The organism is Nonomuraea sp. NPDC003214 (assembly GCF_053590035.1).
On record NZ_JBSFSX010000029.1, the window covers coordinates 1 to 19,758 of the forward strand.

The 19,758-nt window shown below is 73.1% G+C and carries 18 protein-coding genes; 5 read left to right on the top strand and 13 right to left on the bottom strand.

What is annotated here, in order from left to right:
• The 4 genes from ACWDXC_RS43365 to ACWDXC_RS43380 all read left to right on the top strand — a co-directional run.
• The coding region (locus tag ACWDXC_RS43365; RefSeq protein ID WP_449992671.1) for a DNA translocase FtsK at positions 1 to 798 on the top strand (798 nt) is incomplete at its 5' end.
• The gene (locus tag ACWDXC_RS43370; protein WP_449992672.1) at positions 795 to 1,745 is read left to right on the top strand and encodes an AAA family ATPase; all 951 of its coding nucleotides are present in this window, start codon (positions 795 to 797) and stop codon (positions 1,743 to 1,745) included. The genes ACWDXC_RS43365 and ACWDXC_RS43370, both read left to right, overlap by 4 nt.
• On the top strand, positions 1,729 to 2,094 hold the full coding sequence (locus ACWDXC_RS43375; protein ID WP_449992674.1) for a hypothetical protein: 366 nt from the start codon (positions 1,729 to 1,731) through the stop codon (positions 2,092 to 2,094). Before ACWDXC_RS43370 ends, ACWDXC_RS43375 begins: the two co-directional genes overlap by 17 nt.
• Entirely contained in the window at positions 2,095 to 2,370 is a 276-nt protein-coding gene (locus ACWDXC_RS43380) for a hypothetical protein (protein ID WP_449992676.1), read from the top strand. It abuts the gene before it with no gap.
• A gap of 9 nt (positions 2,371 to 2,379) precedes the next feature.
• Here the strand turns inward: ACWDXC_RS43380 and ACWDXC_RS43385 are convergent, their stop codons facing one another.
• The 4 genes from ACWDXC_RS43385 to ACWDXC_RS43400 are packed head-to-tail and all read right to left on the bottom strand — an operon-like array spanning position 2,380 to position 6,408.
• Positions 2,380 to 3,345, bottom strand: a complete 966-nt coding sequence (locus tag ACWDXC_RS43385) for a helix-turn-helix domain-containing protein (protein ID WP_449992679.1) — start codon at positions 3,343 to 3,345, stop codon at positions 2,380 to 2,382.
• Positions 3,346 to 3,379: 34 nt separating this feature from the next.
• Positions 3,380 to 4,447, bottom strand: coding sequence for a hypothetical protein (locus ACWDXC_RS43390; RefSeq protein ID WP_449992682.1), 1,068 nt, complete (start codon positions 4,445 to 4,447; stop codon positions 3,380 to 3,382).
• Positions 4,448 to 4,474: 27 nt separating this feature from the next.
• Positions 4,475 to 5,098 carry a thermonuclease family protein gene (locus ACWDXC_RS43395; RefSeq protein WP_449992685.1) on the bottom strand — a complete coding sequence of 208 codons (624 nt, stop codon included), beginning with the start codon at positions 5,096 to 5,098 and terminating at the stop codon, positions 4,475 to 4,477.
• The gene (locus tag ACWDXC_RS43400; RefSeq protein WP_449992687.1) at positions 5,095 to 6,408 is read right to left on the bottom strand and encodes a phage major capsid protein; all 1,314 of its coding nucleotides are present in this window, start codon (positions 6,406 to 6,408) and stop codon (positions 5,095 to 5,097) included. Before ACWDXC_RS43400 ends, ACWDXC_RS43395 begins: the two co-directional genes overlap by 4 nt.
• Before the next feature lie 221 nt (positions 6,409 to 6,629).
• On the opposite strand from ACWDXC_RS43400, the gene ACWDXC_RS43405 reads away from it, so the two are divergent.
• Complete coding sequence (locus ACWDXC_RS43405) at positions 6,630 to 7,211, top strand: hypothetical protein (RefSeq protein ID WP_449992689.1); 582 nt, start codon at positions 6,630 to 6,632, stop codon at positions 7,209 to 7,211.
• 569 nt (positions 7,212 to 7,780) lie between these two features.
• On the opposite strand, the gene ACWDXC_RS43410 is transcribed toward ACWDXC_RS43405, so the two are convergent.
• The 9 genes from ACWDXC_RS43410 to ACWDXC_RS43450 form a co-directional block, all read right to left on the bottom strand.
• On the bottom strand, positions 7,781 to 8,128 hold the full coding sequence (locus tag ACWDXC_RS43410; protein ID WP_449992692.1) for a hypothetical protein: 348 nt from the start codon (positions 8,126 to 8,128) through the stop codon (positions 7,781 to 7,783).
• Entirely contained in the window at positions 8,125 to 10,029 is a 1,905-nt protein-coding gene (locus tag ACWDXC_RS43415) for a 2'-5' RNA ligase family protein (protein WP_449992695.1), read from the bottom strand. Before ACWDXC_RS43415 ends, ACWDXC_RS43410 begins: the two co-directional genes overlap by 4 nt.
• A 147-nt stretch (positions 10,030 to 10,176) precedes the next feature.
• Positions 10,177 to 10,656 carry an IPT/TIG domain-containing protein gene (locus tag ACWDXC_RS43420; protein ID WP_449992697.1) on the bottom strand — a complete coding sequence of 160 codons (480 nt, stop codon included), beginning with the start codon at positions 10,654 to 10,656 and terminating at the stop codon, positions 10,177 to 10,179.
• Positions 10,653 to 10,826: a hypothetical protein gene (locus ACWDXC_RS43425; protein WP_449992700.1), complete on the bottom strand. Its 174-nt coding sequence runs from the start codon at positions 10,824 to 10,826 to the stop codon at positions 10,653 to 10,655. The genes ACWDXC_RS43420 and ACWDXC_RS43425 overlap by 4 nt, the downstream gene beginning before the upstream one ends.
• Before the next feature lie 62 nt (positions 10,827 to 10,888).
• Entirely contained in the window at positions 10,889 to 11,167 is a 279-nt protein-coding gene (locus ACWDXC_RS43430; protein WP_449992703.1) for a hypothetical protein, read from the bottom strand.
• A 107-nt stretch (positions 11,168 to 11,274) separates the two neighbouring features.
• Positions 11,275 to 16,653 carry a hypothetical protein gene (locus ACWDXC_RS43435; RefSeq protein ID WP_449992705.1) on the bottom strand — a complete coding sequence of 1,793 codons (5,379 nt, stop codon included), beginning with the start codon at positions 16,651 to 16,653 and terminating at the stop codon, positions 11,275 to 11,277.
• Positions 16,654 to 16,732: 79 nt separating this feature from the next.
• A complete protein-coding gene (locus tag ACWDXC_RS43440) occupies positions 16,733 to 19,045 on the bottom strand; it encodes a phage portal protein (RefSeq protein WP_449992707.1) in 2,313 nt (770 codons plus the stop codon).
• A gap of 2 nt (positions 19,046 to 19,047) precedes the next feature.
• Positions 19,048 to 19,260 (bottom strand): hypothetical protein, encoded by a 213-nt coding sequence (locus tag ACWDXC_RS43445; RefSeq protein WP_449992709.1) that lies wholly within the window; start codon positions 19,258 to 19,260, stop codon positions 19,048 to 19,050.
• A 91-nt stretch (positions 19,261 to 19,351) separates the two neighbouring features.
• Positions 19,352 to 19,735 carry a hypothetical protein gene (locus ACWDXC_RS43450; RefSeq protein WP_449992712.1) on the bottom strand — a complete coding sequence of 128 codons (384 nt, stop codon included), beginning with the start codon at positions 19,733 to 19,735 and terminating at the stop codon, positions 19,352 to 19,354.
• Between the last annotated feature and the right edge of the window lie 23 nt (positions 19,736 to 19,758).

Below are 19,758 nucleotides of genomic sequence, written 5' to 3' on the forward strand. Positions count from 1 at the left end.
GCCGCCAGCGGGTTCCGGCACGTCAACGAGTTCAACGAGGCCGTGCGGGCCGGCAAGCTGCAGCCGCCGCCCGGCAGCGAGCGCGTCTACCAGCCCTACCCATACCTGCTCGTCATCGTCGACGAGCTGGCCGACCTCATGATGGTCGCCCCCCGCGACGTCGAAGACTCCATCGTGCGCATCACCCAGCTCGCCCGCGCCGCCGGCATCCACCTGGTCATCGCCACCCAGCGCCCCAGCGTGGACGTGGTCACCGGCCTCATCAAGGCCAACGTGCCGTCCCGGCTCGCGTTCGCCGTCTCCTCCGTGACCGACTCCCGCGTCATCCTCGACCAGCCCGGCGCCGACAAGCTCGTCGGCCAGGGCGACGCCCTGTTCCTGCCGATGGGCGCCACCACAGCGATCCGCCTCCAGAACGCGTTCGTGTCGGAGAAGGAGATCGCCGACGTCGTCACGCACTGGAAGGCGCAGGGCAGCCCGCCCGTCCTGCCCGAGCTCACCGCCCCCGCCGCGCCCGCCCCCACCATCGCCGACGAGATCGGCGACGACGCCGACCTCCTCGTCCAGGCCGCCGACCTGATCGTCACCACCCGGTTCGGCTCCACGTCGATGCTGCAGCGCAAGCTCCGCATCGGCTTCGCCAAGGCCGGACGGCTCATGGACCTGCTCGAACAACTCGGCGTGGTCGGCCCCAGCGAGGGGTCGAAGGCCCGCACCGTGCTGGCCACCCACGACACCCTGCCCGACCTGCTCGCCGGCATCCCCGGCTACACCCCCAGAAAGGACCCCGCCTCGTGACGACCCTCCTGTTCACCCGCGGCCTGCCCGGCTCCGGCAAGACCACCTTCGCCCGGACCTGGGTGGCTGATGACCCGGCCAGCCGCGCCCGGGTCAACAAGGACGACCTGCGCGCCATGGCCCACGCCAGCGTCTACCTCGACGACTCCACCGAGCGGCAGATCGACGCGATCCGGGACACCGCCATCACCAGCCTGCTCCGGGCCGGGATCGACGTCGTGTGCGACGACACCAACCTGCCGCAGAGCGTCGCCGACCACCTCGCCCAGCTCGCCACCGAGGCGGGCTCTGTCGTCCACGTCCAGGACCTCACCGTCATTCCGCTCGAGGTGTGCATCAGGCAGGACGCCGCGCGCCCGAAACCGGTGGGCGAAGAGGTGATCCGCCGCATGCACGAGCAGTACCTTCAGGGCCGGACACTGCCGCTCCCGCCGCCGGTGCCCGTGCCCGGCCTGAAGCTCCAGTACGGGGCGACAGCAGCGCCCAGCACGCCGCAGACGGTGTTCCTGGCCATCGGCGGCGACTACGACGCCCGGTGGGTGCGCAAGGTGTTCGCCCACCGGAAGGACGCCGAGGCGTACGAATGCGGCGAGGACGTGGAGGAGTGGACGGTCCAGCCCGGCCCGGTCGAGACCCGCACGTGGATCCGCGCCCTCTGGAACATCAACGACCCGGCCGCCGCCGACCACGAGTTCGACTGGATCAACCCGCTCGACATGGACGGCCACAGCGAGATGCGCGACTACGACGGCCGCGCGGACGCCCTCCACATCGAGTGGTGGCCGCCCTTCCACCCGGGCCCGTGGCAGGTCCGGATCAGCGGCTGGGACCCCGCCCTCGTCACCGCCGCGTGGAGGAAGCGCCGCGACCGGATGATCGCCGCCGGCGGCGAGCTGGCGCCGCTGATCGACGAGGACGAGAGGGCGGGCCGTGCCGATCCGGCCTGAGAATAAGGACCGCTACCCGGCCGACTGGCCCGAGATCGCCCGCGCGGTGAAGGAGGAGGCCGGGTGGCGGTGCGCCTGCACCGGGGAGTGCGGGCGCGGCACCCATGAGGGACGCTGCCCGAACGTGCACGGCGAGCCCGCCTACGACTCCGGCTATCCCGTCGTGCTCACCACCGCGCACCTCAACCACCAGCCCGAGGACTGCGCGCCTGACAACCTCCGGGCCATGTGCCCCGGCTGCCACCTGCACTACGACAAGGACCACCACGCCCAGACCCGCGCCCGCACCCGGCGGGCCGCGCTGGCAGCGGCCGGCATCCTCCCGTTATTCGATCTTGAGGAGGCGTAGGTGGCAACTCTCCTGGCGCTCAGCCTGCCCGGCGGCCGTGTCCTACGCTGCGACGCCCGCTGCTACCTCGCCGCCAACGACACCGAGTGTGACTGCATCTGCAAGGGCGCCAACCACGGTGTCGGCCTGCACACGGCGCTGATCATGACGAAACGGCAGCTCGAACAGTGGATCGCGGCGGTCCGGGAGAAGGACGGCGACATCCTGCACGTCGAGATCGGGCTCGAAGTGCAGCAGATGTCGCTGTTCCTCCTCGAGGACCTGGTGTCCGGCTGACCCGGGCCATCAGTGGGGCCCGCCGCCCTCCGGGGTGGCGGGCGCGACCCAGGCGCGGCCGTTCCACTCATAGCCGTGCTTGCCGAGCACCCGGGCCACCTGACGCGGGGAGCAGCCCACCTCCTGAGCTGTCTCGCGCGCCGTGTTCCCCTCGCCGATCAGCCGGACGATCGCCTCCCAGTCCGCCTGGCGCGGCTTCCCGGACGGCCGCCTGCCCACCCCGGCCTCCTCCACCAGCCGGGCCACGGTCGACTTCGTGACCCCCCAGGTGGCGCAGATGTCCAGCATCGACCAGCCGCCCGCGTAGGCGTCGACGATCCGAGCGGCCGCCTCAGGCTGCGGCTGTACCCGGCCGCGCAGCGGCACCCCCGCCCGCCGGAACCTGCGATACAGCAGCGCCACCGAGCAGCCCGCCTCCCGGGCCACCACCCGCACCGGCGCCCCCGCCGCGTACCGGGCCGCCATCGCCTCCAGGTCCAGCCGCATCGGCTCCGGCCCCGACCGCACCCGCCGATGGTCACCGGCAGGGGAGCGGTGCGCCGTGGCGGTCCGGCCGTTCAGCAGCGCACGGATGTAGGCCGGGCTCGACCCGACCGCCGCGGCGATCGCCGCCGGCGACTTCCCGCGGGCGGCCATCGACCGGATCCGCCGGTAGTTCAGCCGGCGCCGCGATGCCGGGCGGCGGCGCGGCAGCCCGGCATCGGCGGCGATCCGGCGCGCGGTCACGTCGGACACCCCGAACTGGGCGACGATCTCCGCGATCGCCACGCCCGCCCGGTAGGCGGCCACGAGCTGCTGCCGCTTGTCCTCGGGCAGCGGCTGTGACCGTCCGGCGTCCGGCCGCCGCACCACGCCGGCCTCGACCAGCATGTCGAAGACGGTCTTCTGGGAGCAGCCGTGCGCGGCCGCCAGGTCGCGGATGGACCGGCCGCCGGTGTAGGCGCTGGCCAGGTCAGCAGGGAGGGTATCCAACACGGCGCGGAGTATGACGAACGATCACGTTAACGTCTTACGAGCTGGTGGCCGGGGCCGCTTCGGCGGTGTCGGGCCGGGGTGTGGCCGGTTCGGCGGCGACCGGAGGCTCGTACACGGCGCGCAGCAGCGCCTCGGCCTTGGCGATCCAGCCCGCCGAGCGGGCCCGCAGCTCCGTGGCGGTTTCCACGTGCGTGAGCCCGTCAGCGCGGGTGGTGATCCGCGGCGCCGACAGTTGGGCCTTGGTCACGTTGTCCACCCGCAGCCGCACCAGACTCTCACCGCCGTCGGGGGCGAGCAGGGCGCGGCCCGTGAGCCACATCTCGTCCCGCTGCCGCGCCGGACGCAGGCTCGCCCCCTCCGGGGCGTCAGCGGCCGGCCGGTTGCCGGACACCGGCACGATCTCGGCGCTGTGCTCCCCGTCCGCACGTGACCGGTTCAGGAAGGCGATCACCGCCCACCCCATGCCGTGCGGGGAGATCTTCACCCTGACCGGGGTGATCTGCCGTAGCCGGGCCCGCAGCGCCTCCGCGCGGCGAATCTCGCCCAGCACCCGCTCACCCAGGAACACCGGGTTCGATCCGTCCAGCACCGTGGTGGCGGTCTCGATGGTCAGCAGGTCGCCGACCGCCCGCGCGACGATGAGCTCGTCGCCGGCGATGTCGACGCCCAGCCGTACCCAGTCTCCCTCGGTGACCTTCCAGGACGCGCGTTCCGTGGGCAGGCCGAGTTCGTTCAGCGGCGTCCCCTGCTCGGGCTCGGGATGCGCGGCCGCCGCCTCTACCCCGTCGACGGGAATGGTGACGGGCACGATGACCGGCGAGGGCAGGGCGGCGGCCGGACCGTCCAGCTCGTCGGCGAACCCGACGCGGACCCGGCGGGCGAAGAACGTCATCGTCACCTCGACGGGCGAGTTGCCGTGCCCGTCGATGTCCATGCTGATCTTGGAGTCGCGTGGGACGTACAGGGGGACGCCGTCGACGTAGATCTCGTTCGGGATGACCACGGTCTGGCCGCCCTCCCGCCGTTCGGCCGGGGGAGTGCGGGAGTCGATGATGTCGATCGTCGCGGCGTGCGCGCGCATGCGCATGGAGTTCGTCGTCACGGCGCGCATCCTGACGGTTCCCGCGCTTTACGTCTCGCGGCGCCCGCCGTCGTAGGGGACAGCGATCCCGGCCGCAACGAGCTGCTCGTTCAGGGATATGCCGGCGGCGTCCTCGACGCTGGCCAGCAGCCTGCCGTACTTCTCCCGCCGGTCCTTGACGGTGCGCACCACCAGCCCGCCACGGCGGACGGCCACCCAGTCGCGTACCCATCCGGCGGCGTCCACGCCCTCGGCCGTCTTCAGCTCGGGCGTGTTCACCCCCGCCAGGCGCAGCTTCGCCTCCAGCTCCAGCCCGTAGCCGAGCGTCAGGCGCGCGTTCAGCGAGTCCCCGTCGACCACCACCAGCCCGTCGGCCGGGTAGGCGTAGGACGGCTCGACGACGTCAACGAGCGTCCCGTGCGGCTGGTTGCCGGGCCAGGGGCCGGGCGTGAGCTGGACGTGGACGACGTCGCCGCGCTCGCGCGCCCACTCCCGCACGGCGGCGATGCCCCGCCGGTCGGGGGCTGCGAGTTTGAGCGTGGTGGTGGCGTGCAGCCCGAACCCGTAGTCCAGCGTCCCGGTGACGCCGGCGCGGTGCACGCGGGTGACGTGGAGCCGGAACACGCCGGGGGGCGGGGCGGCCTGGGCCGTCCCGCCCGTCACGCTGTTCACGCGGCGAATTCGCCGTACACGAACGACTCCGGCCGGTCGACGGCGAGGCCGACCCGCTCGGACGCCTTGATGGTGCAGACGTCCTCTTCGAAGTTGTGCGCGTTCTCGGTCGACACCTGGACGGACACCGACTGGCGGTCGTACAACTTCGCCCCGAGGCCGTAGGAGCCGAGCAGGAACCGGCCCTCGACCATGGCCGGGGTGTCGATGACGTTCAGCCTCCACACCCGCTTTTCGGCGCCGATCGCGACGGAGACGGCGACCCGGTAGGCGCCGTTGCCGTCCTCCTCCAGCTCGATCTCCTCGAAGTCGTTCGGGTGGAGAACGATGCCGTTCGGGTCGAAGTACGCCAGGATCGACAGGGTCATGGCGCGGCGGAGCTGCTTGGTCGGCTTCTCCCCGGACACGCCGGCGTACAGCTGGATGCCCTCGGTCTGGGTGATGCCGGTCAGGTTCGAGCCCTGCCCGTTGCCGAACAGGATCTGGTAGTCCTCGGCGAGCTTGACACCGTCGATCATGTCCCGGTCGATGATGCCCCTCAGCCGGGACTCGTCCGCCAGGGTCTGGTTGTGGACGTACTCGAGGTGGGAGATCGTGGCGAGCGGCGCCACGTACGGCTTGAAGGTCAGCGAGGAGCGGGGCGCGCGGCCGAAGATGTCGGTCGGCCCGCCGGTCGCCGGCGACACACCGTCAGCGGCCACCCGCTCGGGCACCGGCCGGGCGTTGTTGACGAACCCGGTCTGCCTGATCCCGTGCAAGATGTTCGCGGTGGTGGCTTCCGCGGGGAACAGGTCACGCACCCGGTTGGGGCGCCGCATCCGCTCGGTGATGCCGACGTCCTGGCCGTGCCCGAACGCGGGCGTGGTGTGCGTACCGCCGGACATCGTGAAGATGTCCTTGGTGCCCATGGACTCGAACGCGTACAGGCCCTGCTCGATCGTCAGGCTGCCGCGCGGCTCCTGGAAGCCGCCGTCGGCGATCTTCTTGTACATGTCGGACTCGAAGAGCACCTGAGCCAGCGACTTCGCCTCGGGGCGGCCCTGCGCGGCCGCGAGCTGGCCGGCGACCGGAACGCCGGACGGTGCGTCCAGGTATGCCTGGATGCCCGCCATCGACTCCTCGGCGTTCAGGAGTTCCTTGATCTCGTTGGCCTCGGCGATCTTGCCGAGGTAGGCGTCCCGCTGCTCGGTGGAGATGACGAACTTGCCGTCCTCCTCCTTGAAGGTGCCGGAGATACGGGTGACCTCGTCGGCGGCTTCCTTCAGAGCGGTCTTGAGCTCGCGCACGCGCGCGGATTCCTTGACAGACATGGCTGTCGTCCCCCTGTGCTGACCTGCGATTCGGATGTGATCCGCTCGCCCGGTCAGCACCGGGACGCCCCGTGATCAGTGGGGCAAGTTAGGCGATTTCCTCGCTAACGTCCCAGCAGCACGGTTAAGGTGATCATTCGCCTGGTCGGGGGGCCTGGAACGATCCGCAACCTGGAGGTTTGGTGGCTGCTCGCCGTGCGCTTGGACTGATACTCACTGCGGTGATCGTCACCGGTTGTTCCGGTACAGGGCCGGGCCAGGAAGGACCCACGGCCGAATCCCAGCCGGCCGCGGACTCCACCGCACAGAAGCCGCCGACGGTGCTGGAGTGGGGCAAGAGCGCCACCGGCACGGGGGAGCAGGGCCAGCCGCTACAGATCACCCCGCTCGGCGTCTACTACCACAAGGGCGACCAGGCGTACGGGATGCCGCAGAACGGCGTGTTCGCCGCGATCTCAGTCAGGGTCGCCACCACCACCGGCGCCGACCACGTCCCGCCGCCCGCCTCCCGGCACGGCTTCTACTGGGAGGGCGACGGCGAGCACGACGGCGAGCAGGTCGACGCCACCAACGGGGAGGACCCGCCGTGGATCGGCCGGGTGAGCCAGCCGACCATCCAGGACATCCCGGCCGGCAAGGCCCGGAACTACGTGGTGACGTTCGACGCGTTCTCACGCGGTGGCAGCCTGGTGTACGTGTCACCGGACGGCGGCCGGTACGAGTGGCCGCTACCTGCCCGCTCCGGCGGGAAGGGGCTGCGGCCGGTGCTCGTCGCGCTGGACGAGATCGGCGTCAAGCGGTGATGCGCTGAGGTTCGCACTTCGCCCGCACTCCGGGCCTGGCTCGCGATATTCTGTCCGCACTTGTACGTGCGTGTAGGGCGACTTCCAGGCCCGAATCCGTCAGCTAACCCGGTAGGCGCCACCCAACCCACGACGCCCCTGAGCGTCAGCCGAGTCAGGGCTTGATGTGAGGCCCTGAGCCGCGGGACCCACCTGTCCTCACACTGTGGGGGCGCGTAAGGGGTGAATCGCGCACACAGACCACGGAAACGTTCGCGTTCCCGGGGAGCCTCTGTGTGCACACTCCTATCGGGACCCCGCCGCAGAGCCCCTGGGTACATGACCAGGAGGTTCGTGTGCCAACCGCATCAACCGTTCGTGTCCTTTGGGCGGTCGTAGCTCTGGAGTTCGGCGTCATCTGTGCCCTGGGGGCAGGTATCTGCGCCTACTTTCTCGAGGGTGGACCCTTGACCGTGTGCGCCTGGACCGGCGGCACCTTCGTTGCCATGACGGGGCTGAGTCTGACTGTCCTCGCGCTCCTCGGCAGCTTCCGGCAGACGGCCAGCGTCCCCTAATCGGGACGCTGCCGCCTACATAGTGACCCGCCCGGCCTCAAGCGCCACAAGGCGCTCTGAGAGCCGGGCGTTGGTCTCCTTCTCCCGCAGGTAGGTCTCGCGCGGCACCTGATTGGCGGACTGGGCGCGCAGGCTGGCCAGCTCGGCGCGCAGGTCGGCGTTCTCCGCGGCGAGCCGGTCGGCGTCGAGCGCCCGGAGCCGGTTGGCCATCCGGGTGCCCACGTCGCGCAGCCGCTCGACCTCCTCGCGCAGTTCGCGGGCGTGCTCGCTCTCCTCCCGAGCTTCCCGCTTGGCGTCGGCCGCCTGGCGGCGCAGGGCGCGGTTCTCGCGGCCGCGCTCGCGCAGCCGCTTCAGCAGCTTCACCGCAGACCTGCGGCGTCGGCCAGGAGGTCAAGGCCCGCCTTGAGCTCCTCCGCGCTGATCACGGTCATCTCCATCTCCGGAGCGGCGGGCTGTTCCTTGAGGTCGTTGGGCATCGCCGAGGGTGCGGTGCTGTCGGGCATGATCGACGGCGGGGGAGGAACCTGCTCGTCGTCGTTGACCTGCTCGACAGGCTTGTCGCTGAGGTAGCCGGCGGCGGTGAGGACTTCGCCGATGGTCTCGTAGGCGGTGCGCAGCCGCTTGGCGTTGGCGTCCGACAGGACGCGTCCGGCCTTCGTCTCCAGCAGGACCTCGTCCAGGCCGGTCTTCTCCTCGGCCTCCGGCTCCGGCTCGGGTTCGGTCTCCGGCTTGGGGTCGGGGTCGGGCTCCCCGGGCGCCGGTATGGCGGTCACTGGCTCGGCGTCGCCGTCGTTGCGCACGACGGTCGTGCCGGGCGGCAGGGTCCCGCCTTCGTCCAGGCTCGGCGGGGACTGCTCGTCCTCGCCCGCGTCGTCGGCCTCCTCCTCGAGCAGTTCGCCGTCCCCGTCCTCGTCCTCGGCGGCGCCGTCGTTGCCGGCGTCGGGGTTGTCCGCCTGGCCGGCGTGGAGCTCGTCCACGGGCAGCGCCTTTTCCCCGGTCTTCGTCTCCTCCACGTCCACGTCGTCCCCCTCCTCCTCGTCGTCGGGTTCGTCGGGTTCGGTGATGTCGACGGCGCCGAGCGGGAACGCGCCCACCACCTCGTCATCGACCGCCACGACCACCTCGCCGAACTCCACCGGCACCGGCGCGACCGGCTCCGGCAGCGCGTCACCCTCCGCCGCGTACCGGAGGGTGACGTGCGGTGTGTAGCCGTGGTCGGCGGCGTAGAAGACGCCCGCGGCGGTGAGCGCGTCGACCAGCCGCTGCCGCAGCACCTCCAGGCCCGGCACGTCCACCGGCACGAACACCGGGGTGCCGTCCTCGCCTGCGGGGAAGGCGCCCAGCCCGCCTAGCGTGCCGCGCAGCGGGACACCGCTCGCGGCCACCGCCGCCACGGCGGTGCGGGCCGCGTCCAGGGTCGCCTCGTCGACGCCCTTGCCGAGGTAGGCGAGCGTGATGTGCAGCTCCTCGGGCGGCAGACCGCCGTCGACGGCGAGCTGCTGGGCGATGGCGGGCGGGATCATCAGGGCGATCATCGTGCCCAGCGCCTGCCCCAGCTCCGCCCCGCCGTCGTCGAGGTCGGCCCACTCCTCGCCCACGCCCGCTTCCCCGGCGGTGGGAGAGGCCTTCGCCTCCACCTCGGGCGGCCCGTCTACCTGCGGATTCTTCCCAGGATCAGCGTCGGGATCTTCAGACTCGCCGGGCTCGCCGGGGGTGGCGGCCTTCACCGACAGCGTCGTCGACAGCGGCGCCGCACCGAACAGCACCTGCGAGTATTCCCACAGGTCCAGGTCGTGGATGTGCCGCAGCCCGCCCTTCTTCTTCGCCCCGCCCTTGGGGATCGTGTAGCCGATCGACCACTCGCACTCCCCGCTTGCGGAGAAGAACTTCACGTCCTCGTAGGCGGCCAGGCCGTGCGGGGTGGCCAGGTTGAACCGGCACCGCACCCACAGCGCGCCCGCCTCGCGCGGCCACGGCCGCCCGTCCTTCGTCACCTGCGGCAGGCGCGGGTCGCCGGGCATCAGCTCCTCGATCGCCTCCGTACGGGCGACCCACACGTCCGTCTTGTGGCTGAAGATGCCCTTCGGCCGGCGGGTGGCCAGCGTCCGCCGATACGCGCCCGGCACGATGACGTCCCCGACGGAGTCCGGGACGCCGGTGATCGAGACGAGCGCCTCGACGAGCCCTTCGTCCCCGGTCATGATCGCGCTGCTTGTCGCCGCCTTGTATTCCAGCGCGGCCGGTTCCACCTGCGTCTCGGTCACAGCGAGCCCCCCTGTATCCAGTCGCGGGGGAGGATGCCAGGACGATCCGCTTACGTCCCTCCGGGGCATAGCGAAGGGGGAGGGCGGGGGGAGCCTCTTCGGCCCCGTCGAGGCTGCCCCCGCCCTCCCCCTGCCGGGGTGCGCTGGTCAGGCGGTGTAGGTGAAGACGTCCACCTTCGTCACCGCGCCCGCGTCGGTCGTCACCACCACGTCCTGCGCACCGGCGGTGCCCGCCGGCGTCTTGCACGTGATCGTCTGCTCGTCGACCACGACGATGTCGGTGGCGTTCGCGCCGCCCACCGTCACCGCCGACGCCGACGCGGTCGGGGTGAAGTTACGGCCCTTGATCGTGATCGCCGTGCCGCCGGCGGCCGGGCCGGTCGCCGGGCTGACGCTGGTGATCTCCCCGGCGGGGAACATCGCGTCCAGCTCCGACTGGCGGATCAGCGTCCCGGCGGTCTTCCACAGCCGGCGCGCCTGCGGAGGGAAGGTGGTGCCCTCCGGCCGGAAGCCTTCGATCAGGTCTTCGGTGACCTCGACGATCGGGTCGGTGACCGGGACGTCGTCCACCTTGGCGGCGGCGGTGGTCTTGGTCAGTTGGGTGCCGTTGGCGGCGTACAGCGTCATGGGTTCCCCCAGGTAGAAGCGGCCAGCAGGGGACCGTCTGACGGTGCCGGCGCAACGCCGGGCCCAGCGTCGTCGGCGCCGGCCACATGCCAGATCGCCGCTGCGCCGAGCAGGCCGAGAAGAATCCCGGCGACGAGCGAGAGCCGCCACCATGCCACCTGCTTGTTCACGCGGTGCATGATGGCGGGATCAGCCGCTAACGTCCCGGCCGTCCGCGCGGCCGCCGGGGCGGCTAGTAGACGACGTCGGACCGCTGCGGCCCGAACAGGTCCGGCACGTCCCCGGACACGCTGGTGACGTTGGTGAGCGCGTACAGGGCGCACAGCACCGACGCGCCGTCGCCGACGTCCAGCGGCAGGGTCGGGCCGGTGGGCGTGGCCGACAGTTCCTCGCCGGCGTTCATCTCCAGCAGCGCGAGCACGCGCGGGCTGCCCGCGATCGGGCGGGGCGCCTGCGTGTCGTGGACGAGCTGGTAGGCGACCTCGCCGATGTAGCCGGACACCTCGAACATGGGTTTCCCCTTCCTTGGTCAGATGTGGTGCGGGGTCGAGGCCCGGGGGCCGGTACGCCTCCTCACGAGGTGAACGTACCGGCCCCGCCAGCAGTTCCGAGCCCCTGCTACAGCACAGCCAGGACGCCGAGCAGCCAGTGCCGCAGGTCATCATCCAGATAGTTCGACCCGCCCATCAGCGACTCCACGGCGGTGGTGAACACCTCGTAATGCGGCTGGCTCCCGTAGTCCTTGCCGGTGTAGTGCGACGGGAACTGGTCGCGCCACCCGTACTCGCGGGTGCCGGTGTAGATCTGGGCGAGCTGCTCGCGGGTGCGGGAACCGACCTCCCCGGTGGAAGTGCGTGACCACAGCAGAGCCCACTGCGCGTCCAGCACGCCGGGAACGCTGCGTTCCATGCCGTGTCCCATCTCGTGCACGGCCACCGCCCCGTACCGGCCGCCGTCGCGGGTGGTCTCCTGCTTGCGTGACAGCGCGACCTCCCGGTCCTCGTAGCTGAAGTACCCGCGCTGCACCTGCCGGATGGTCCAGCCGCGCCGCCCGCCCTGCTCGCGGAACGCCTCCAGCCACTCGCGCGGGTAGGCGTTCTCGGCGAACCGCAGCGACTTCACCATCTCGTCGCTCTCCGGCGCGACCTGGCCTCGGTCGTTCTTCCACTGGATCTGCACGCCGCCGAGCCCGCCGGGCCGCACCCGGGCCAGCAGCTCCATCGCCGCGTCCCGGTCGGCCTGCGCCCTTTCCAGGCGCAGCGCGCGCAGCCGGAGGCCGATCTCGTTGCGCCGCTTCAGGAAGCTGGACGGCGTCGGCACCTTCGCCCGCGCGTTCGTCGCGGCCTCGGCCTCGATCTGGCGCAGCAGCCGCGCGATGCGCCCCTGCTCGTCGAGGTCGCCGCTGCGCCGCGCCGCGGTCAGGTCGCGCCGCATCGCGGTGGGGGAGGTGAAGCCGTGCTCGCGCGCGAGCCGGCGCATCTCCTTCCTCATCTCGTCCTCATACGCCCGCTCCTGGTCGATCTTCTGCTGCAGCATGCCGTCCTGCTCGCGCGACAGAGCCGCCTCCTCCTCGTCCAGGCGGCTCACGATGCGGGAGCGGCCCGCCTGGAAGTGGACGTCGAGCTCGCGGCCGGCGGCGCGCAGGAGCGCCAGGTGGGCCAGCGCGGTGTGGCCGGGCCCGCCGTCGGCGGCCTCGTCACGCACCAGGATGTCGACCGTCTCGGTGGCGGGGACCCGGCCCGCCTCCAGGTCGTCGAACGTCGTCGGCGCGAACACCGTGGTGCGGCGGCGGGCCTTGCCGAACGCTTCGCCGCCGCCGAGCGCCTGCCGGTAGGCGTCGACGCGGGCGGCGATGTCGTCGCCCGGCTGCGCGTCCGGCACCTCGGCCTGGCCGTCGCCGCCGCCCTCGTCGCCGTCGGCGAGCAGGGTGCGCAGTTCGGCCAGCGTGGTGGCCGACTGCCGGAACAGGTTCGGGTCGATGGGCGGGGAGTCGTGGTACTGGTGCAGCACCCGCGCCCACGCCCCGGCCTCGGTCTGCCGGCCGGTCGGGCGGGCGTCGCGCAGCGCCTCGATCAGCGGGGTGCGGGCCCGCACCCGGATCGTCTCGAACACCTGCAGCAGCCGCTCGACGGCCTTCTGCCGCGCCTGCTCCTCGGTGATGCCGAGCAGGTTGGCGATGTGGCCGGCGCGGTGCCGCTCCGCCCAGCCAGGCTCGCCCGGGGCGGCCGTCTCGATCCGGCGGATCACCTCCTCCAGCCGCGTGCCGCGGCTGATCTCGCCGGCGGCCACCGACGCCTGCCGGTAGCCGTCGCGCTGCACGTCGCCGAGCACCGAGGCGACGTCGCGGGCGATACGGTCACGCTCCTCGCGCCGCCGCGCCTCGGCCATGTGGCGGGCGTGGGACGTGCCGGAGTCCCACAGCCGCGTCAGCGGGACCGGGTCGGAGTTCATGGACGTGATGAGGTGGTCATCGCCGTCCAGGCTGCGCACCATCAGCGCGTGCCCCACCACCGTGCCGGAGTCGTCGGTGATCTGCCGGACCGACTCGACGGTGCCCTCGACCTGGTCGCCGCGCAGGGTGGTGGTGGCCACCATGTCGCCGACCCGGGCCTGCCCCGGCTCGATGTCGACCGGGTCGGCTTCGGGCAGCAGCCCGTCCCACGGCTGTTCCTGCGAGCCGGGGCCGCGCCGCAGCCGGATCACCGACGGGCCGCTCGAGCGGGAGGACAGCGTCAGTTCGCGGGTGTCGCCGTTCGCGTCGCGCACCTGGACGGTCGCCCGCTCCATCAGCCAGTCGTAGTCGACGGCGAGCACGTCGACCGGCCCGCCGCTGCTGGTGATCTGGTCGCCGGGCCGCAGGTCCTCCACCGCGATGTGCTCACGCCCATCCACCCGAGACGGCGGGGCGGGGCGGGAGGGCGGCAGGTCGGGCAGCAGCCACACGTCGGTGCGGCCGGTGATCAGCCGCGTCTCCCGGTTGCCGTTGGCGTGCTCCACCTCCACCTCGACCAGCCGGCCGCGCATGATCGGCCGCGCCTGCCGCACCGTGGCGGGGGAGGCGCCGCCGGTGCCGGGCAGGACGATCGTGTCGCCCGGGGTCACGTTGACTGCGCGGGTGCGCTGCGGCGCGGCACGGCCTGGCGGCGGTTCGGGGGCGGGCGTTCCTTCGGCTTCGGCGGCGGCCGCGGCGAGCCGGTGCGCGGCCCGCGCCAGGGCCCGCGCACGGGCGGGTTTGATCCCCTGCCCGGAGGAGGCGGCGTGGACGGCGTCGGCCAGGGCACGCGCCTGCTCGGGGGTGAGCGGCATGCGGTGGCGCAACCGGAGGGCGGCGTCGGCCACCAGCTCGTCGCCGCTGCCATCCAGGCCGAGCGCGACCAGGTTCTGCCGCTGGTAGGTGTACAGGACGGGGCGGGCGGACGGGGTGCCCTTCGGCAGCGGGTCAGGCCGCGCCGGGGCGGGCACCTCCTCCTGCTCGTCGCGGCGGGGCGGATCGATCACGGTGGCGTCGGGGCCGTCGATGCGCTGCACCTGGCGGCGGTCGCTGGCCACGAGTTCGCGGGTGCTGCCGTCGTCGTAGCGGACGCCAACCCAGCGGCCGGTGTCGTCGTCGGTGATGCCGGTGACGGTCGCCGGGGCGTGCGGGCTGCCCGGGTCCTGCAGCAGGACCCGGTCGCCTTCCTTCAGCGCGCTGGTGGCGACGGTGGTGAGCGTGACCGGGTCGGGGGCGCGGCCGCCGCCCGCCCTCACCCGGTTGACGGGCTGGCCTGCCCGCGCGGCGATCAGGCGGCGCCGGTCGTCGGCGTCGCGGACGGTGAAGAACACCAGATCGCCGGCGCGCACCACCTGCTCCACCTCGCCCTCGGGCAGGTGGTCGCCGACCGCGATCGCCTCGGCGGGCGGCTTGTCCCACGCCGGGTCCGGGGCGGCCGGGGCGTGGTAGAAGCCGGCGTCGGGGGAGAGCCGCAGCCAGCCCTCCGGCAGCGCGCCGGAGCGGCCGTCGGCGCTCTCCCAGCGGGCGTCGTCCAGGAGCAGGTCGTGTCCGGCCCAGCCCTGCCCGGCCGGCGCGTAGTCGCGGACGCGGCCGTGCACGGTCACCCGATCCGTGGGGCCGAGGCCGGCGCCCTCCAGGGCGGGGTGGCTGCCGCGCAGCGGGATCGCCACGGTGCCGCCGACCGTCTGCTGGCCGGGCTCGGTCCAGGTGGCGCCGTCGGGGACGGGCAGCCGGGTGGCGCCCGCCGCCGGCGCCTCGTCGGCGGGCGGGGTGTCGAGCCGGACGGGCCGGTCGCGCCGGTTGAGGTGGAACAGCGGCAGCGCGCCCAGGATGGCGCCGGTGCGCGGGTCGTGGACGCGCACCTGGTCGAGCTGGATACGGGCCTGCCCGCCCGGGTTGGCGGCGACCCGGCCGCGCACGATCACGCCTTCGGCGGTGCGGCCGCTCTGGCGGGCCTGGAGCAGCTGCTCGCGGTCGAAGGTGGTGTATTCGACCCAGTCGCCGGGGCGCAGGAGCTGGGCGTGGGTGGTGACGCCGTACCGCTGCCCGTCGCCGCCGGTGCGGGCGATCAGGTCGCCGCCGCGCACGAGCGGGGTGTTGCGGGCGACGGTCATGGTGTGGCCGGTGTGCAGGGTGAGGGAGCGGGTGCCGTCCGGCTGGTCGGTGATGGTCTCGACGAGTTCGGGCGGGGCGGTGGTGTCGCGGCCGGAGGGGAAGACGGTGTCGCCGGGCTGGAGCTGCCAGGCGCGGACGTAGCCGCCGTTGCTGTCGGGGTCGAGGGCGGGCTTGTCCGGCTCCACCCCAGGCGCCGCCGCCGCCTCCGCCGCTGTCGGCGTGTCCCCGCGGTCTGTCGGGTCTGTGGGGGGCTGTGAGGGGTCTGTGGTGACGTCTGAGGGGCCGCTACTGGTGCTGGCGGTGTCGCGGCGCTCCCGGCCCGCCTGGATCAGTTCGCGGATCTTCGCCCAGTCCCGGGCGGCCGGGTCGAGGCGGGCGGCCTCGTCGAGGTCGGCGAGCGCCCCGTCGACGTCGCCCTGCCGGTACTTGGCGGCGGCCTGCTGCGACAGGGCGATCGCCGCCTCACGCCCACCCAGCTCCCCGCCACCGCCACCGCCACCGCCACCGCCGTCGCCGTCGCCGTCGCCGTCGCCGTCGCCGTCGCCGTCGCCGTTGGTGGGGGTGTCGAGGACGGTCACCGCGGAGGCGTTGACGTTGACGCGGCTGCCGGACTCCAGCTCCACCACCAGCGCGCCGCCCTCACCGGTGCGCGCCACGCGGCCCTCGGCGCCGTTGGCCAGCCGCACCCGCGACCCCACCCCCGGCCCGCCCTGCGGCTCACCCTCAGGCGTGTCGCTGCCGCGTTCCTCGCGCTCGTCCAGGTCACGCACCGCCGCCAGCAGCTCGCGCGCCATCCCGTCGGCACGCTCGTCGCCCGAGCTGATGGCCTCCTCCAGCGCCGCCAGGTCCTCGGCCGGGATCTGACGCACCCGCGCCTGCAGATCCCCCGTGAACACCGTCTCGCTGCCGTCGCCGATCGCCAGCTCGACCGCGTGACCGCGCCCCTCCACCGCCTGGATCGACCGCACCACACCGACCCGGGCCACGTCGTTGCCGTCGGCGTCCTCGCCGTACACAAGCACCGCGTCGCCCTCGCCGACGTCACCGACCGGCTTACGCGAATCAGCGCCGGGCTCGAAGTCCGGCACCCCCGCCGTCGGCTCCTGCACCGGCACCGCCGCCGGCCGCTCCTCCACCCGGCCGGTCGGCGCCTTCCCGCCGGGCCCCTGCTCCACCGTCAGGTAGTTGCGGTGCACCCGCTGGCGGCGGCCATCGGTCAGCTCCACCTCCAGGCGGCCACCGCCGACGTTGCGCAGCACCTTGCCCCGGCCGCCGCCCCACACCCGCACCTGGGCGCCAGTCTCGATCCAGCGGCCCTGCCGGTCTCTCGGGTGGTCATCGGCGTTCCACCGCGCCCGCCTCGCCTTGCTCTGCACCCCGACGGTCGTCACGCTGCGCCCCCGCTTCCCCCGGTACATCGGCACGCATCAGCTCGTGCCGCCGACAGGGGATGGTGCAGGTTTCGCCCGTTTACGTCCCGCCGGCCGCAGGCGAGGCGCCGGAGGGGGCGTCGGCGCCGGGGACGACCGTCCACCGCAGCCGGCACCGGCACCCGGACACCGCCTCGCCCGCCGCCAGGTCGCCCGGCCAGCGCAGCCGCGCCTGCCCGACCTGGAACAGCCGCCCAGCGGGCTGCACCTGCCCGTCCACATGCTGGTGCGCACGCCCGGCCGCCGGGTCATGCCGGGTCTTCCACTCCGCCATGGCCAGCCCCGACGGCCCGGCGACCCGCGCCGCGGCCTCCGCCTCGACGGCGTGCACCACGTGGGTGGCCACGGCGAGCGCCGCCCTGCGCGCCCACGCCTTCCGGCCGGGCAGCGCGTCACGTACGGCGCCGACGATGGCGTCCATGTCCGCGCCCGCCGCGTCCAGGGCCGCGATCTGCTCGCCGATCTCCACGGCGGCCGCCCGCACGCCGGCGGCGACCCAACCGGCCGCCCCAGCGGCTGCCTCGCCCGCACCCGCCGCCGCTTCCGAAGGGTTGCGGGGGAGCAGGAGGGTGGCGGCCGCGGCGGCGCCCTCCTCGATGAGCGGGGCCACGACCTGCGCGGCTTCCTGCCCCCACTGCTCCGGGTCGATGATCCGGGACACGTCCAGCGGGGCGTCGCCGACGCGGGTGTCCACCTCGAAGCCGGGCTGGGGCTGGAAGTGGCGGGTGCCCTTGCGCGCCTTCGGCCCCACCGCGCGGGCGGCGGTGCGCGACACCAGCCGGTCGGCGAGCTTGTCCAGCACCTCGCCGAGCTTCGTCTCGAGCTGGTCGCGCGGATCGGGCCCACCCTCGGCCGCCGGGTCGGGTAGCCGGGCCGGGAGCGCCTTCACCCCAGCCTCGCCACCTCCGCCGCCTGCGTCACCGCCGGGGTCACTTCCGGTGGTGCCGGCGGTGTCGGCGTCGAGGAGGCTCTGCAGCCGGGTGAGCGCCCCCGCCACCCCAGGCCCAGCCGGCCCCCTGCCAGGCTGCTCCCCTTCGCCTTCGGCGGGGGTGGTCTGGCCGGGAGGCAACCCGCCCTGGCCGCTCGCCGGTGCGCCCGGCGCCGCCTCGTCCGTGGCCAGGCCCAGCGCGACCGCGTCCTCCTCCCGGCCCGGGATCGGCGTCTTCCCGGTGGGGATGTAGAGGGCGCGGGTGTGCGGCAGGTCGATCGGCTCGTACTCGGCCACCGTCCGGTACTCGTCCAGGCTGATCAGCCCCGCCCCGGCCTCCTCCCGCGCCTCCGCGCGGCGCGCGGCCGCGACCCGGCGCAGCACCTCCACCTTCGAGGTGTCGAGCTCGCCGACGAGCCCCTCATCGCTGTCGGGGTCGAACCCGGACGTGACGATGCCGTTGTGCGGCGGCATCGTGATCGTCCAGAAGTTGTAGAACTCCTGCTCGCTGTTGTCGAACGTCCGCTGCGCCGCGTTGCCGAGCAGGGACTCGCCGACGCCGAACGCGGCCAGCACCTCCTCCTTGGCGCGGGTGGCGGTCTCCCCGTAGGCCATGTCCCTGGGGCGGGCGCCGAGGTCGTCGACGCGGACCTTCCCGTTGATCACCGTCGCCTTGCCGGCTTCCATCGGGCCGCGCCCGAACCGGGACTCGACCCGCTGGGCCTCCCCGGGCGACATCCCCTGGCCGGGCCCCTCGATGCTGATCAAGGTCGCGGGGCGGCCGTCGTTGCGGATGAACACCACGTTGTACAGGCGGCTGAGGTAGTCCAGGTCGACCGACAGACCGGCGGCCTCCAGCGGGGTGATGCCGCGGAACGGATCGGAGGGGTGGGGGTCGCGGAACCAGCGCACCTTCTCCGGGTCGATCATGTGCCTGCGCCCGTCGGGTGCGATCGTCTCGAAGTGGCTGAGCAGGTCGCCGCCCCGGCCCGGGACCGGCCGCGTCCGCGAGGGCGGCAGCAGGTCCAGCCGCTTCGGGGTGCCGCCGTTGGACATGGTCACCTCGACGAACGCGCCGCCGGGCGACAGCAGGATCTGCTGCGACAGCCGCTTGCGGAACTGCCGTCCGGACTCCAGCGGGTTGGCCTTGCCGTCGTTGAGCAGCAGGCACAGCGGGTGGTCGGTGATCACCTCGTCGCCGTCGCGCAGCACGAAGTCCAGCCGGGACTGGTTGCCGGCGATCGCGTCCACGCTCTTGTAGACCCAGACGGTCCGCTCGAACCCTTCGGCCACGGCCCGCTCGAACGGCCACGCCCGCCGCATCGCGTCGGTCACTGGGGAGAACACCCCGGTCGGGCCTGCCCAGGTGCCCCACTGCTTGGTCGCCAGACCGCGCAGGCCCGGCAGGAATCTACGCCGTCCCACCGTTACCGGCCCCCCTCGGGAGAGTCCGGTAGGCCGGTGGCCAGCAGCCAGCCGCCGCCGAGCAGCCACACCCCGACCATGCCGAGCCCGGCCGCCGGGTGCAGCATGAACGCGGCAACGCACGTCAGGACGGCCCCCACCGCCATCAGCGCCAGCCCGGCCAGGTCACGCACTTGCCGGCCGGTCAGGTCCGGCCTGCGCCCAACGTCGTCCACCAGAAAGCCCCCTGCCTTGCCCCCTGCCAGCGCGTGGGTCCGCTGGCGGGGGGCACGGTAGGGGGCTTGGAGGCTTACGTCCTGTTCGCGGCTAGGACAGGCCCGAGATCCGCGATGCCTGCATCAGGGCGGGGTTCTCTCGCCGCTGCCGCGCGGCCACCTCCGCGCCGCTCTGCCCCGGCGGCGCCGTGGTGCGTCCTGCCCGATCGTGCTTGCCGCCCCTGAGGTAGTACGGGTTGCTGTCCGCCGGGCACTCGGGGTCGAAGGCGACCTGGCTGTACGGCTTCCGGCACTTCAGGCACACCACCTGCTGGACTTCCAGCACCATCCCACCGCCTACCCACTCCGGCGATTCGGTCAGATCATCGGGGATGGTGACGAACGGGTTCTGCTCGATGAGGCGCAGATGGGCTGGCGAAGACACCGGGATGTAAACCGCGAGGTAGAACGCGTGCCCCGGCGGGAAATCGGGCATTTATCTCCTCCCCCTGAGGTGAC

What these genes read in the sequence shown, in the direction of transcription:
- ACWDXC_RS43400 (WP_449992687.1), bottom strand. Translation starts at nt 6,408, where the DNA reads ATGTCTGTCAAGGAATCCGCGCGCGTGCGCGAGCTCAAGACCGCTCTG.
- ACWDXC_RS43420 (WP_449992697.1), bottom strand. Translation starts at nt 10,656, where the DNA reads ATGACGCTGTACGCCGCCAACGGCACCCAACTGACCAAGACCACCGCC.
- ACWDXC_RS43430 (WP_449992703.1), bottom strand. Translation starts at nt 11,167, where the DNA reads ATGTTCGAGGTGTCCGGCTACATCGGCGAGGTCGCCTACCAGCTCGTC.
- ACWDXC_RS43450 (WP_449992712.1), bottom strand. Translation starts at nt 19,735, where the DNA reads ATGCCCGATTTCCCGCCGGGGCACGCGTTCTACCTCGCGGTTTACATC.